A 14,854-nucleotide genomic window follows, 5' to 3' on the forward strand; every position below is an offset into this window, starting at 1 on the left:
CCGTGCGGGAACCAGCTTTATTTTTCCAATCCGGCGTTTACAAACAATGTGTCCTGGTACCAGTCGATTATCATGCTGAATTCCTTGAGCTTGTAGCCTTTGCATTCAGCGTGGATTTTCATTACCTTGCCGCTGACCAGTTCTTTGGGCGGAACCTGACTGAAGGGCACATACCTTCCATTATAAAGGACGGTGAATTCAGTCTTGTTCGTGAGGATGTCGCCTGTCTCGGCATCAAAAGCACGGGTCTGAACCGTGACCTGGCGGTTTGTCCTTTGCAGATTGTCGAAATTGAGGTTGGCTGGCTCACCGTTTACGGCAAAGCTGGACCACATGACATAAGAACCGATTAAAACCTTGACTCGGTAGAGGCCGTCCTTGAGGTAAACAGGCTTAATCGTGAGGTATTTTATGTTCTGGGCAGAAGACGTTGAAATTCTCTTTCCGCTCTTGCTTCTCGTAACGATTCCCTCGCTGGTCTTGAAATCACGACGGCTGCCCTGCACTTCCGGTAAATCAGGATCGCTTTCGTCAAAGAAATATGCCTTGACCGGGATGTCCATTCCGTAGATGTTGTTCTGAACGCCCGCGACCGGAGTCACAAGATTTAAAGTGACCGGCTTATACCAGGGACTTAAAATCGATGCGTGGAAAATGCCAGCGTTCCAGGCATACATTCCTATCGAAAGCAGGGCCACGGCTGTAAAGGCGTAGCTCGTAATCTTTACACCCAGCCGGCTCTTCTTTTCAAATTCAGGGATTACGAACTGATTTTTTGAAAGGATAATCTGGGCAAGTGAGATGCGGATTGTGTGAGTGTCATAGTCGCGCAGATAATGCTTGATGATTTTTATGACTGAATCAATCGACTTGTAGCGCTTTTCAGGATTGCCCTTGAGCATTTTCTTAATCATGCGGCAAATCACAGGCGGAATCGAACGGTCAATTTTGCGGGGATTGATGTATTTTCCCTTGCGGATTTTCTGCAGATTTTCTTCGCTGATTGTGGAGTCAAAAGGCTTGCTTCCAGTAAGCATTTCGTAGAGCATTACACCCATAGAATAGATGTCAGCACGGTTATCGACCGAGCGAGAATCCATAATCTGCTCAGGACTCATGTAGGCAGGAGTTCCCAGAGTAACGCCTGTCTGGGTCACATCGCCTGCAACCTTTGAGACGATTCTGTCTGATTTTGTGACGGCAATTTCTTCGATTTCATCACTTGCGGCAATTCCAAAGTCAGCAAGCTTAACTTCGGCCCGGCGGCTGATCAAAATGTTGCCCGGCTTGATGTCACGGTGAACGATTCCACGCGCATGAGCAAATTTGAGCGCGTAGCAGGCATCCAAAAACACGAGAAGCGACAGTTCCGTTCCGAGCGACACCTGTTTTTCAATAACCTGGGCGAGAGAAAGTCCGTCAACGAATTCTTCTACTATATAATGGCTGTTTCCCTCAACGAAATAATCAAAAAGATGGACGATATAGGGGCTCTGCATGTCGAGAAGAATCTGAGCCTCCCGCTTAAAGCGTTCGCGGATTGTGGCATTTCCCTTAATCGTGAGTTTTTTAAGGATGACCATGCGCTTTAAGGTCGGATGCACGCCCTTGTAGACAGCCCCCATGCCGCCCTTTGCGACAAGGCCCATAATGCGATACTTTCCGATCATCTGAGGAACATTTTCTGCCATAAAAAACTCCTTTAATATAAAAGGGAGAAGTCTCTCCCTACGCGCCCACTTTGTTGGTCGCTACCCACTCTCCTAAGGGGCAAGCCCCTTAAAATCCCAGTCACTAGCCAACGACCACAATATCTGTTTCAGGATTAAATTTTCGTCCTGGAACCACGACCGCTACCTGTTCAATTTCGGGATTGTGAATCTGAACCAGCCTTCCGTTCTGCCTCAAAGCGTATTTTCCAAGAACAGGCCTGTGCCCGGAAAAATACCAGGCCCCCTTACGGCTCGGCTCAGGCAAAAGCTCTTCAAAAAGATGGGCAACGCTTCCTTCCCTGGCGGCATCATTTGCAGTCCACGTCAGTGCAAAAGTAACGAAAGAGCCGCTTTTGTGGTAATCAATAATTTCCTGACGGCTGAAAAAATCCGCAGGCTCCGCATGACTTACGACGCAGCCTGAAAAAGCGGCGCAGATGGGAAGACTTTTTTCAAAATAAGAAATCTCATGAAGGATAAGGTCGTCGTAATAATGCTGAAGGAAATCAGAGACCAAGTTTCCCTCGTCACAGAATTTGCGGAAAGGCACATTACCGTACTTGCTGCGGTGGTCTTCGTTCAAAACATTTTCATGGTTGCCCTTGAGAATGTGGAAATGACCTGCAAAAGCCGATTTTAATGAAAGAATCATTTCCAGAAGCGAAAGGTTTTCCCGCATTTCAAGCTTCATCGGCTCGTTTACGAGGTTGCCCGCCATCGATTCAACAAAAGCCTGCTTCCACCTTTCCCTGCCCCGGTTTTCAGAGTGAAAAATGTCTCCCACGCAGCAGATGATGATTTGACCGGCTTCCAGAAGCTCAAGCACGGTCTTTGAGCCGCACTTAAAGTCAAGGATATCAAGCAGGAATTTTCCCCGGCCGTGCAAATCAGGAACAACTAGAAGAGGAAGATTTTTATAGTCCCCCGAAGTAAAATCAAGCAGTCCGCCCGCCCTTTTTTCTGAATCAAGAGGCCTGTAATCAGCATTTTCGCCCTCAAGAGTGGAAATTCCACTTTCAAGAAGGGAAAGCAAGTCTTCATGGGAAGGCAAGTCAGGAGAATCTAAGTAGGACTGAAGATTTTGGCGGAGACTAGACAAAAAGAATCCTTACGACATTACTAAAGTTGTTGCGCCTACTGTGATTTTGTCGCCCGGATTGAGCTTGACGTACTTATCAGCAGGAATCCGATGACCGTTAAGGAAAGTGCCGTTAGTGCTTTTTTCGTCTTTGAGGAAGTATGCGTCACGGATTTTCTGAATCGTGGCATGGAAACGGCTCGCAAGCTTGTTGTCAATTACGATTGAGCACTCAGGTGAGCGGCCGATTGTCATTTTTGCCACAAGACTGATTCTTTTCTGATTGAACATTAAATAAGAGACAGGTGCGCCTTCTGCCACCTTCTCAAGATGCTGCCCGATTGGGCTTGAAGTTGCGATAGTTGTATCATTTGCCATAATTGGAGATTATAACACGATTTCCAAATTATGGCAAAATTTACTACTGAAGAGTCAAATCACCTTCCTTTATCCAGCCCATTTTGCGCAGCATGTTTCCAAAAGCCCAGCTCAAAAGGCCCGGCAATACGAAGCAGACTAAAATCAGGCCCAGCCAGTCGAATGTTGTCGGAGAAATTGCTGAGGCTCCGTGCTTCAAGGCGGCTTCAGAAGGAGAGAACCAGCCTGCGATAACGCCAATCTGACCTACAAGACCGCATGTACCCATTCCTGAAGAAACTGCGGCTCCGTTCATTTCCAGCTTGAAAAGACAGGTTGCAATCGGACCTGTGATTGCAGAGGCAAGTGTCGGCGGAATCCAGATTTTAGGATTTTTTACGATGTTAGGCATCTGGAGCATTGAAGTTCCAAGTCCCTGAGAAAGAATGCCGCCCCAGCCGTTCTCGCGGAAAGAAAGGACTGCAAATCCGACCATCTGGGCAGAACATCCTGCAACGGCAGCTCCGCCAGCAAGGCCTACAAGACCGAGGGCGGCACAGATTGCTGCTGAAGAAATTGGAAGTGTAAGTACGATTCCGACTAAAACAGAAATGATGATTCCCATTACGAAAGGATGAAGTTTTGTAGCCCAGACGATGATGTTTCCGATTGAGCTTGCTGCCATTCCGATGTATTTTGCAAAAAGTACCGTGAGAAGGGCTCCGGCAAGAATTGTGACCAGAGGAGTGACGATGATGTCGACCTTTGTTTTCTTGCTTACAAAAGAACCGCATTCAGCGGCAATAACGGCGATTACGAGGACAGCAAGAGGACCACCTGCCCCGCCTGTGACATTTGCCGCACTTCCGACTGCTACAAGTGAAAAAAGAACGAGGGCCGGAAGCTGCATTGCAAAGCCGATGCCTACAGCCATAGCCGCACCGACGACATGACCGTCAGTTGCAAAATTTCCTGCGCTGACTAAAAATTCAAAAATAGGATTGCTGCCCAGGCGCAAAAGCTGCTGCCCCAAAGTCTTGATGATTGTACCGATCAAAAGGGAAGCGAAAAGTCCCTGAGCCATACCACTGAGGGCGTCGATAAGATAACGCTTAACGAATCTGTTCATAAAATCTCCTGTGAGTAAAAAAAATGTAACTTAAAAACAGAAATTGTGCTACTATTTTTTTGAAAATTGAAGGAAAGACAGAAGCTTATTCCTGTACAGAGAAGGCAAAATCCTCTGTCATAAAATCAGGGTTTATTGCTTCCATATTGAGGCGGATTTCCCAGTGCAGATGGGGGCCTGTTGCAAGTCCTGTCGCTCCTGAAAGGCCAAGGAGCTCCCCCTTTTCAACCATCTGCCCCAGCTGGACATCAAGCTGGCTCATGTGATAGTAAAGTGAATAAAGGCCCGGAAGATGCTCGATGCAGACGCTCCAGCCGGTCGTGATTCTGTCCTCTGCCATGACCACCTTGCCACGACCACAGGAACGCACTTCGCTCCCACTTGGAACGCCGTAATCAATTCCGTAGTGAAGGCTTGTGGAACTTTTTCCGTTTGAATAGGCAAAAACCCGCCTGTCACCAAAGAAAGAAGTCCGCCGGGTAGCTGGTGTGGGAGGCGCAAAGGAAGAAGTCTCGTAAACCGCATCATAATTTTTAGTATCAAGAATTGCGTTCAGTCTTTTTATCTGCTCCATCCGCTCGCTTGAAGTGTTTGTCCTGATTTTTGTATTTGATGCATTAAGGGGAATAGTCTCGGAAATAAATTCCTTTTCACAGATTTTAAATGGAATTTCCACCACGCCCCTTCTTTCAAAGGCGACGAATTCGATTTTTGCCACATAATCACCTAACTTTGCCCAGGTTGAAAGTGGAGATGCAGTAAGAAGGACAGACTTCACATGCTTTTTCTCAACATTTTTTTCAATATTATAGAATTTTGATTTTGCCGTCGCTTTTTCCTCCAATTTTCCTTCATCAAGAAGACGGTATACTTCAAGATTTCCGGCTTCAATAAAGTTCGCCTTAAATTTTTTGATGAATTTTTTCTTGTAAGTCTCAAATTCAAGGCGAAGAAAGACAGGATCTCCCGGCTGAAGGTTCTGCCTGTAAAAAGCCGTGAAGGTAAAATCCTCGTATTCAATCCGCTTTGACTCTGAAAAAGCGAAAAGAGGAAGTAAAAGCAAAAAAAGGACGGCGAATTTCTTCATAATCTACAACCAGAGCCTGTCCAGCTCTTCAAAGCGTTTTGAAAGCCAGTCTTTTAGATAGGCCTGGGCTTCCGCCTGATTTTTGCATGAGACCGAAGCCTGACACAACTCAAAGGCACCGTTTTTATCCTTTCCGATGTTGTTCCAGCGTTCAGTGTTGTGACGGAAATTCTCAGAATATGCCAGCTGAGCCGCATCAATAAAATCAAGCACCTTGCCGGAAACATTCTGCTTATGGGCAAGGGTCCACTTATGGCGGACAAGTTTCTGGAACCAGTCACAGTTGATGAAAATCATCATCCATGGATTGCCGGTTCCTTCCTTCTGGTGGTTGACATCCCAGCTGACGGCTCCGGCATAGATTCCTTTTGAGTCCGCGCAGAAATTCTTGTTGCCCAAGGCCGAGTCAAAATCCCAGGGAGCCTCAAATTTGAGCTTTTTCGCGCCGCTTTCAGAAAAATCAATGTCCATGTAGAAGCTGGACCAGAACAAATCCGGGTCGCAGGCAAGCTCGCACAAAATGTAGGTGTTCACAAGTGAAGGAATATCGATGTACCTTGAGACGCAGTCATAACTGTTTTTGATTCCGACAGCTTCCCTCAAAGCCGTAAAGTCCTCGTTGAATTCAAAATATTTCTTGTTATAAACCGCCTCGTAGCAAATCTTCCACAAATTGTTCATGAAAGAAGCGATGAAAACCTTTTGCTCAGGAGAAGTAATGTCGCTTTTGATCGTATAGCCCTTGTTCAGCATTAGGCTGATTTTCTTTCCGTTAATGTCCAGAATTTCGCCCAGATAGTCGATTTCAAAATTCTCTTCCTCGGAAAAATAATAGCCGTCAAACTCAATCAGATAGCCTATGTCAGAGCCCTTGTAATCTTTTTTGGCCTCGGCAATATCGATTCTTCCCTTTTTGACCTGCTGCTGCTCGGCGAGAAGATAGACTCCCCAATATTCTGAATTGACGTAGACTTCAACCAGACTGAAATCACTGGTGTAATCCGCTGAAAGAAGCTTGCTTGCATAAAAGGCAGTGGCATCACGCAGCTGGGACCAGTCTTTGTAGGTTGCAAGCAAAACCCAGTCCTTGAATTCCTTTCCGCCGTTAAGACCAAGCAGATTCTGCTTTTTGTCAAATTTGATGCGGAGGGGCTTTTTGTCGTAGGAAGTCGTCCAGTTTCCCCGGACTTTGACTTTTGCCTCAAGATTTTCAAGAGAATGCTCACCCTCACCATCGGCAAGGCTTATCGTGCATTTTTCGTACCAGGGTGTGGGATTTGGAACTTCGGGCATCCAGTGAAGCATCTGCTCCTTTACGGCAGCTGAAATCGGCTGGGTAACGAAGTCGTTCTTTTTGGACTCAGAATTTATTTGAATCACCGGCATTTTTCTGCTGATTTTGGGTGAATAATCACTTACATAGTCGAGCGCAGCATCTGATTTTACAGAATGACAGGCTGAAAGCAAAAAAATCGGTAAAAGAATAATCGAATACAAAATATTTTTTTTCATAGAGAAGATTATAGCAGACTTTACTTTATTGACAAGCAGAAATTCTGTGCTATAATGACAAATGCGCAACCGATTGCGCAAACTCTGGAGGTTTTATGAAAAAGTCATCGCTAAAAGATTCAGTCCTTTTTACCTGCTCCCTGCTCTCTTCAATCCTTTTTGTAAGCTGCAGCAATGCAGAAAATGGGAATTCTCTCTTTCCATTGCCGGAAAGTCGTCAGGAATCTTCTATATATTTGGATCCAATTGAAAATATCCCCAATGATTTTATCCGGGGAATGGACGCTTCCTCAGTCCTCGTAGAAGAAAAAAGCGGCGTCAAATACTACAATTTCGCCGGCGAAGAAGAAGACGTTTTTAAAACCCTCGCTGAATCAGGCGTAAACTACATCCGTCTCCGCGTATGGAATGATCCCTATGACTCAAATGGCAGGGGCTACGGTGGCGGCAACAATGACCTTGCGACTGCAATCGAACTTGGAAAAAGGGCCACAAAATACGGCATGAAGGTTTTCATCGACTTCCACTACTCTGATTTCTGGGCTGACCCAAAACGCCAGCTTGCTCCAAAGGCCTGGAAGAATCTTGATATCGACAAAAAGGCAAAAGCCCTCGAAGACTTCACAAAAGAAAGCCTGACCAAAATCATCAAGGAAGGCGTTAACGTGGGCATGGTTCAGATTGGCAATGAAATCAACTTCGGCCTTGCGGGTGAGACTAAAATCATCAATATCATGAAGCTTCTCCGCTCAGCAAGCGGGGCCGTCCGCCAGGTTTCAAAAAAACTGAAAAAAGACATTAAAATCGCCGTTCATTACACTCAAATCATGGATTCAGAAGGAATCGACAGAACAGCCGCAACTCTTGCAAACATGAAGGTAGATTATGATGTCTTCGGCCTTTCATATTATCCCTTCTGGCACGGCTCTTATCAGAACATGCAGAAAGTCGTCAAAAATCTCCGCGAAAAATACAATAAAATGGTCATAATCGCAGAAACTTCTTACTGCTACACTTCAGAAGACGGCGACGGATTCGGCAACAGCATTTCAGGCAAGGGAGACACGGTTCCGGGCTATCCTGCCACAGTTCAGGGACAGGCCTGGATTATCCGTGACGTTTGCGAAAAATCTTTTGAAGCCGGAGCAAGCGGTGTCTTTTACTGGGAAGGAGTCTGGATTCCGGTCGGAAAATGTGACCGCGAGGCAAATACCCCGATCTGGGAAAAATACGGCAGCGGCTGGGCTACAAGCTACTCAAAAGACTATGACCCCGAAGACGCAGGACTCTACTACGGCGGCTGTTCATGGGACAATCAGGCTCTTTTCGACTTTGAAGGCCACCCTCTTCCATCTCTGAACGTTTTCAAATACCTCAGATACGGCTCAAGCGCTCCCCTCAGAGTCGATGACGTTCCAGACCTTTATACCTCATGCAACGTGGGCTCACAGATTTCACTCCCTGAAAAGGTTCCTGTAATTTACAACGACCGCTCAAAAAATACTGAAGTCAGCGTAGAATGGAATAAAGGCGAGCTAGAATCAATCGATACAAAGCAGGAAGGTGACTACACAATCACGGGAAAACTTGAGGACGGAAGCGAAGCAAAAATCCACGTTAGCATAAAAATGCTGAATTTCGTAAAAAATCCAAGTTTTGAGGAAGAAGACACTTCTGTCTGGAAAATCGACTTTGCAGGCGAAAAGAATCCGGCTGACTTCCAGAAAAAGGCAGATGATGCTCACTCAGGCGACACTTCCCTTCACTTCTGGGCGGCAGACAATTTTGCCTTTACGGTTGAACAGAAAGTTACCGGCCTCGAAAACGGAAGCTACCGTCTTTTCCTTTATGCCCAGGGCGGCGATGCCAAAAAAGAATCTACAATGGAATTGTATGCAAAGACAAAGGACGGCGAGCAGAAAGAAAGCTTTATGGTGACGGGCTGGAAGGACTGGAAAAAGCCGACAATACAAAACATAAAAGTCACCGACGGTACCCTTACTTTTGGAGTCCGCACAAAGCTGAACGCAAAAGCGTGGGGAACATTTGATGACTTTACGCTGAACCGAATTGGTGATTAGGATTTATCTGATAAAACAAAAAAACGGGCTTCCAGTCGTGAAAACGGCTTATCGAAACCGCAGGCTAGCCTGCTACACGCTGTTTGTGCTTGTAACTATATACATTTGCCGCTTGCGCGGCAGCACAAACAGAGTGTTTTCGTAAGCCGTTTCACTCCTTAACGCCCGTTTTTTGCTTTTACCGGCTGAGGTTAATCACCGAGCCGGTTGCTTTACATAATATTACATTACCAACTTAACTTCTGTTACGGCGGTGAGTTTGCTCTCTGGGACGTAGTTGTCACTGAGCTTCTCGCCGTTAACGTAGAACTCTGTAAATCCGCTTTCCTTTCCGTTCGGGTTCTCAACAGTAATCTTGAGTTTTTTGCCGCGGAAAGTCTTTTCGATTGAGAAGCCCTTCCAATCAGACGGAATAGAAGGAGCGATACGCAAGCCGCCGAAGTCAGGGCGCATACCCATGATACCTTCTACACAGCCTACCATTACAGTTGAAGCTGTACCTGTAAGCCAGTGAACGTGTGAGCGGCCGAAGTGAGGACTTGCCTTTCCTTCTGTGAACTGACCGTAGCAGTATGGCTCAAGAACGCGGACTTCAGCCTTTTCGTTCTGTACTGAAGGAGCATTTTCCATGAAATACTGGAATGCTGCCTTTCCGTGACCGCTCAAAGCTTCTGCAAGGATGATCCATCCCTGACTCTGAGAGAAGATACCAGCGTTCTCTTTTACGCCTGCATTGTAGATTACCGCAAGAGCGCCTTCGAATGCGTGTGAGTGGTATGGTGGATCCATGAGGACTGCACCGTACTCTGTGTTGAGCTGCTTCTGAACAGAAGCGAGTGCCTTTTCGGCCTGCTCTTTTGAAGCAAAGCCAGAAATGACTGACCAGCTCTGTGGGTTAAGCCACATGTTTGCCTCTGGGTCACCTTTTTTACCGATTGTCTCGCCAGCCTCTGTAAAGCCGCGGATGAAGCGGTCTTCGTTCCAGCAGAGGTCGTTGAGGAGTTTTTTGAACTCAGCCTGTTTTTTGTCGATGAAAGCAAGGTATTCTGTATCTTTTTTGTACTCTGCGAAGTGGCGGATTACGCTCATTGCATAGTAGTACTGGAAAGCTACGAAAGAAGACTCGCCGTTTTTGCCCAGGCGGAGACAGTCGTTCCAGTCAGCGTAAAGACCTGCCGGCAAGCCGTGAGGGCCTAAGCGCTCCATTGAGAAGTTGATTGCACGCTTGAGGTGCTCGTAAACAGTTCCTGAATCCTTGTTTGCGAAAGGAATTACTTCGTCGATGAAAGCGAGGTTTCCTGTCTCAGAAATGTATTTGAATACTGTCGGGAAGAGCCAGAGTGCATCGTCTGCACGGTAAGCCGGATGCCCAGTTTCCTTTACGTAAGAAGCGTCATCAGGAGTGTCTTCGTGACCAGCATTGTGTGTGAATTTTACCAGTGGCAAGCCGCCGCCGTTGTCAACCTGAGCTGAAAGCATGAAGCGGATTTTTTCAACAGCCATCTCAGGAGCAAGATGGATTACGCCCTGAATGTCCTGAACTGTGTCGCGGTAGCCGTATCCGTTGCGGAGACCACAATAGATGAATGAAGCGGCGCGTGACCAGATGAATGTCATGAAACAGTTGTAAGCGTTCCATGTGTTGATCATTGTGTTGAATTCTTTGCTTGGTGTGTTGACCTGGAAGTTCTCGAACTTGCCGTGCCACCATTTTTTGAGCTCGACAACTTCGTTTTCACAAGTTTTCTCGACATCTGCGTAAGAATCGATGATTTTGCCTGCTTCTGCAGTGTATTTCATGCCAACGATGAATGCGATTGATTTTTCTTCGCCAGCCTTGAGTTCGATTACAGTTGAGATTGCGCCACAAGAGTTCTCGTTGTAAGAAAGATGGTTACCCAAGTCGCCCTTCTCTACTCCGATTGGGTTTGCGTATGAGTGGTAGCGGCCGATGAATTCTTCCTTGTCACCGCAGTATGAAGCTACTGGATTTCCTGCCAAGCCAAGTACGCGCTCTGTAACGTTCTTTTCGTCAACTTTCTTGTCTTTTTCGATGTCGGCGAGGTTTCCGTGAACCTGATGAACGACACGGTTCTTGTCAAAATATGTGCGGCCGATGAAGAGAGAATACTGGAGGTTTACCTGATCCTGCTCATAGTTTGAGTTGTTTGTGAACTCAGCATAGCCTGTGATTGTGAGCTTGCGTGTCTTTGAAGATGTGTTCTTGAGCTTGAGCTTCCATACTTCATAAGACTGGTTAAGAGGAACGTAATAAAGTGCCTCAGAATGAATGTCAGAATAGTCAGCGAGCATACGTGTGTATGCTGTACCGTGGCGGCACTCGCTCTTGTAGTCCTTCAAGTCCTTTCCGACCGGCTGCCAAGAAGCAGACCAGAAATCCTTGCTTTCGTTGTCGCGGATGTAAATATAGCGGCCAGGCTGATCAAAATTATTGAAAACATAGCGCAAGATTCGGCCGTTCGCACCAGATTTTGCAAAGCTGTATCCACCAGCATTGTTAGAGATTACGGCACCATATTCCGGTGAACCAAGATAATTTGCCCATGGAGCTGGTGTGTCAGGGCGTGTAATAACATACTCACGAGCTTCATCATCGAAAAAACCGTATTTCATCAAATTCTCCTTTCGCGGCCTCTTTTTTAGAACGCTTTTTTTATTGAATTTTCATAATTATATGGACAATTTTTGCGCAAATAGTAACATTATCTTTGAAAAAATATCAAAATAACGCACTTTTCATACATAAAACCGTCCATATTTACGAAAAGGTTGTAGTAACTTATAGATTATAACACAAAGAATAGAGTTTTGTTAAGATAAATTTTATAAGCTTGCCCTGCTTTAAAAATTACCAGTCCAGCGATGAGGCAGTACGAATTGAAGGCAAGAGCTTTTTTCGGACTACATTTTCGACAACCATAGGAATATATTCCGGCGCATAATTAGACCTTCGTGCTCCATGATATGAGGCAAGCATGTTTGCATACGGCATTATTTCCATAATTTTTTTCTGAATCTCAGACGGGTCGCTTATTTCAAAGTATGTTGAAATCATTGATTCGAGCATTGCCTTGGCATTTTCAAGAGGGAATCCCAGCAGACGGTATTTTTCGTAATCGGGCATAGGAGAATTCGGAAGATAAATATAAGCAAGAAGGAGACCGGCAAGGTCAAAGACAGGATGACCGACGGCTGCATCTCCAATGTCAATCAGAACGAATTCATCATTCTGAACCATGACATTCTTTGAGTTGAAGTCACCGTGAAGGAATATGTTTTTATCTGGAATTGAATTGATAAAAGATACGATTTCTGCATTTTCCTCAGGGGTTACAAAGGGCTTCATTCGCTCAGCCCATTCAAGAAATTCTTTTTTGCGGTTAGGAAATGAATCATCCTTTACTTCGATTTTATGAAGCTGCTTTAGAAGGCTGGCACTTTTTCTTCCCATTTCCTGGACGCGCTCAGGCTCAGAATCGATAACCTGTGCAACAGTCCTTGCATTCAAAAGTTCAAAAACAGCACCTGTACACTCACCGCACTTTACGACATCATAAGAAATTGCGGTCGGAACGCCAAGAAGAAAAGCCTTTTGAGCCGTATCACGCTCCTGCTGCACCATCTCAGGCGAAACGCTCGGAAGATAAAGCTTTACGATTGTTTCCTCATCAATTCTGTAGACTTTACCGTAGCCGCCTGAACCAATCATCTCACAGCCATCAACAGAAATTTCGCGCATAACTTTATGCACGTCAAAGATATTGGTAAATCCCGTAGTCTCGAAAATCTCGTAAATTTCTTTTGAAGTATTTACAATCCTTATTTTTTTGCCTGAAGATTTCGACGTCTTCAAAAGAACGCGAAGACCTGTACTGGAAATGTATTCAAGAGCAGCGGCATCAAATTCAGGAGTAAGGCCTGTGTTTACCTCACAGATTTCGAAAATTTTCTTTTCTATTTCAGCAGAATTGTTTGTGTTAATTCTTCCTTCAAGAAAGATTTTGATTTTTCCATTTTCAACAGATGATTTCATAAAGCCCCCTTCTCTCAATTTTTACCTAAAACTTTTGCAATTATTCTGAATATAAAGATTCATCCAGCTCGTTTTCACTCTTTGCAACAACAACACATGTAGCAATGTCTCCGTTTACATTTAATGATGTCTGTAAACGGTCAACGATATTCCAAATTCCAACAACAAAACCAAGGGCACCAACAGGAATACCGCCTGCAACAAGCAATGTTGCAACAACTACAAGTCCTGAATTAGGAACACCAGGCGCTCCAATCGCAAGCAAGAGTGTCAGCACTCCAATTTTAACGCAAGTACCAAAATCAAGCTCAATGCCACACATACGCGCAAGCAGTATAACCGTAAGAATTACGCTCATCGCTATACCGTTCATGTTTATGCTGGCTCCCAATGGAATGGAAAATGAAGCAATCTTATTAGACACACCAAGTTTTTTCTTACAGAAGTCAATAGTCAGAGGAATACATGCACTGGAACTCGGTATCATAAAAGGTGTAAGCATGTAAACACACGCCTTTCGGATATAGGCAAGAGGAGAAATCCGGCCGAAAATAATGATAATCGCAGAGTAAAGCAGAAGCAGAGCTATTCCGCCGATAATGATTAAAATCAGATATTTTGCAAGGACAGCAAGCGTTGCCAAATCATATGAGAAGACAAGAAGTGCCATTGCGGCAAAAGCAACCGTCGGCATAAAGGAAATAATCATTTCCATCATTTTGAGCATCAAAGAATTTGCTTCGTCAAAGATGCTTCTAAGAGCCGCAGTTTTATCACCAAGAGCCGAAAGAGCAAGACCTGTGAGTACGGCAATAAAGATAACCTGAAGCATATTGCCTTCGAGTATCGGGGAAAGCATATTGCGAGGAATAATACCAAGCAAAAGCGAACTGACCGAAACATCAGCTGACTGCTGCATACCTTCCGGCAGTGCGGCAAGATTTTCAGGCAAAGACGGAACTGAGCCGCTGAAAAATAAAAATGAAATTCCAAAACCTATTAAAATTGAAATCACCGTTGTCACAAGGTAAGAAGCAAGTACCTTACCGCCGATTCGCCCGATTTCACTTCCACCAGACAATTTTGAAAGACCGGATGAAAGCGAGAAGAACACAAGCGGTGCAAGCAAAAGTGAAATAGCATTCAAAAAGAGACTCTGCACTGTAGAAAGCACGCCGCCAGCAATAAAAGATGCGACTCCGGCTGGCAAAAATTTCATTCCAAATCCACAGGCAATACCAATCAGCATTGCGGTAAAGGTTATGTACATAGAATGAGAAGTTGCACGATGAACACGGACAAGAACAACATTCCGGCCGTTTCTGCGGCTGTAGCCCAAATTTAGTTTGTGGGCACGGAAAATAAGGTCGCGGAGGTAATCTTCACTTTCTGTATTCCAGCTTTCTACAGATTCAAAAGGATTGTAGGCTTCTCCGCGTGCAGAAAGTGAAATGCTTACATCACCGAAAAAGTGCCTTACACGGAGACTGACAGCCTGCCCGGCATTTTCATGCAGACGGACTACAATTTCTTCAATAAGGAGAAGCGCATAAGTAACTTCACGCTTATTTGCCTTCATTGAAGTAAGCAGGGTGCGGATTTTTTCACACTGCTCACTGATGCTTTCCCGCGTCAGCGTGAACTCACAGTCATCACGAAGGCACCTTATGTGCCAAAGCAAAAAACCGAATGCAATAAATGCAAGGATAATAACAGCCCAGGTAATTCCGAAATTCAAAATCTGAGAGCCAGTAGCAGTTAAGTCCGAAAAAAGAGAATCAAGTAAATCTTCCATGAAATAGATTATAGCACGGTTTTCAATTCTTTTTCAATTTAAATTAATA

10 protein-coding genes are annotated in these 14,854 nt (G+C 45.1%); 1 reads left to right on the forward strand and 9 read right to left on the reverse strand.

The window, feature by feature from the left end; all coding sequences use genetic code 11:
• Positions 1-17 precede the first annotated feature (17 nt).
• The 6 genes from HNP76_RS03355 to HNP76_RS03380 all read right to left on the reverse strand — a co-directional run bounded on the left by HNP76_RS03355 (position 18) and on the right by HNP76_RS03380 (position 6,875).
• Positions 18-1,691 (reverse strand): serine/threonine protein kinase, encoded by a 1,674-nt coding sequence (locus tag HNP76_RS03355; RefSeq protein WP_184657495.1) that lies wholly within the window; start codon positions 1,689-1,691, stop codon positions 18-20.
• 103 nt (positions 1,692-1,794) lie between these two features.
• On the reverse strand, positions 1,795-2,763 hold the full coding sequence (locus tag HNP76_RS03360; RefSeq protein ID WP_184657497.1) for a metallophosphoesterase: 969 nt from the start codon (positions 2,761-2,763) through the stop codon (positions 1,795-1,797).
• A gap of 57 nt (positions 2,764-2,820) precedes the next feature.
• Entirely contained in the window at positions 2,821-3,168 is a 348-nt protein-coding gene (locus HNP76_RS03365; protein ID WP_184657499.1) for an FHA domain-containing protein, read from the reverse strand.
• 43 nt (positions 3,169-3,211) lie between these two features.
• Positions 3,212-4,276: a PTS sugar transporter subunit IIC gene (locus tag HNP76_RS03370; protein WP_184657501.1), complete on the reverse strand. Its 1,065-nt coding sequence runs from the start codon at positions 4,274-4,276 to the stop codon at positions 3,212-3,214.
• A gap of 85 nt (positions 4,277-4,361) precedes the next feature.
• On the reverse strand, positions 4,362-5,363 hold the full coding sequence (locus HNP76_RS03375; protein ID WP_184657503.1) for a M23 family metallopeptidase: 1,002 nt from the start codon (positions 5,361-5,363) through the stop codon (positions 4,362-4,364).
• Between the two features lie 3 nt (positions 5,364-5,366).
• Positions 5,367-6,875: a CotH kinase family protein gene (locus HNP76_RS03380; RefSeq protein ID WP_184657505.1), complete on the reverse strand. Its 1,509-nt coding sequence runs from the start codon at positions 6,873-6,875 to the stop codon at positions 5,367-5,369.
• Positions 6,876-6,970: 95 nt separating this feature from the next.
• Here HNP76_RS03380 and HNP76_RS03385 point away from each other — a divergent pair, with 95 nt between their 5' ends.
• Entirely contained in the window at positions 6,971-8,956 is a 1,986-nt protein-coding gene (locus tag HNP76_RS03385) for a glycosyl hydrolase 53 family protein (RefSeq protein ID WP_184657507.1), read from the forward strand.
• Positions 8,957-9,178: 222 nt separating this feature from the next.
• Here HNP76_RS03385 and HNP76_RS03390 read toward each other — a convergent pair whose 3' ends face one another.
• From HNP76_RS03390 to HNP76_RS03400, 3 genes are all read right to left on the reverse strand, one after another.
• Positions 9,179-11,590, reverse strand: a complete 2,412-nt coding sequence (locus tag HNP76_RS03390; RefSeq protein WP_184657509.1) for a glycoside hydrolase family 94 protein — start codon at positions 11,588-11,590, stop codon at positions 9,179-9,181.
• A gap of 235 nt (positions 11,591-11,825) precedes the next feature.
• Positions 11,826-13,010, reverse strand: a complete 1,185-nt coding sequence (locus HNP76_RS03395) for a phosphotransferase (RefSeq protein WP_184657511.1) — start codon at positions 13,008-13,010, stop codon at positions 11,826-11,828.
• A 40-nt stretch (positions 13,011-13,050) separates the two neighbouring features.
• Positions 13,051-14,805 carry a dicarboxylate/amino acid:cation symporter gene (locus HNP76_RS03400; RefSeq protein WP_184657513.1) on the reverse strand — a complete coding sequence of 585 codons (1,755 nt, stop codon included), beginning with the start codon at positions 14,803-14,805 and terminating at the stop codon, positions 13,051-13,053.
• Positions 14,806-14,854: the final 49 nt, after the last annotated feature.

This window comes from Treponema ruminis (assembly GCF_014201975.1).
GTDB classification, from domain to species: Bacteria; Spirochaetota; Spirochaetia; order Treponematales; family Treponemataceae; genus Treponema_D; species Treponema_D ruminis.

Bases quoted from the DNA above. Each gene is read 5' to 3' on its own strand.
- HNP76_RS03355 (WP_184657495.1), bottom strand. From the start codon at position 1,691: ATGGCAGAAAATGTTCCTCAGATGATCGGAAAGTATCGCATTATGGGC.
- HNP76_RS03365 (WP_184657499.1), bottom strand. From the start codon at position 3,168: ATGGCAAATGATACAACTATCGCAACTTCAAGCCCAATCGGGCAGCAT.
- HNP76_RS03370 (WP_184657501.1), bottom strand. From the start codon at position 4,276: ATGAACAGATTCGTTAAGCGTTATCTTATCGACGCCCTCAGTGGTATG.
- HNP76_RS03375 (WP_184657503.1), bottom strand. From the start codon at position 5,363: ATGAAGAAATTCGCCGTCCTTTTTTTGCTTTTACTTCCTCTTTTCGCT.
- HNP76_RS03380 (WP_184657505.1), bottom strand. From the start codon at position 6,875: ATGAAAAAAAATATTTTGTATTCGATTATTCTTTTACCGATTTTTTTG.
- HNP76_RS03385 (WP_184657507.1), top strand. From the start codon at position 6,971: ATGAAAAAGTCATCGCTAAAAGATTCAGTCCTTTTTACCTGCTCCCTG.
- HNP76_RS03390 (WP_184657509.1), bottom strand. From the start codon at position 11,590: ATGAAATACGGTTTTTTCGATGATGAAGCTCGTGAGTATGTTATTACA.
- HNP76_RS03395 (WP_184657511.1), bottom strand. From the start codon at position 13,010: ATGAAATCATCTGTTGAAAATGGAAAAATCAAAATCTTTCTTGAAGGA.
- HNP76_RS03400 (WP_184657513.1), bottom strand. From the start codon at position 14,805: ATGGAAGATTTACTTGATTCTCTTTTTTCGGACTTAACTGCTACTGGC.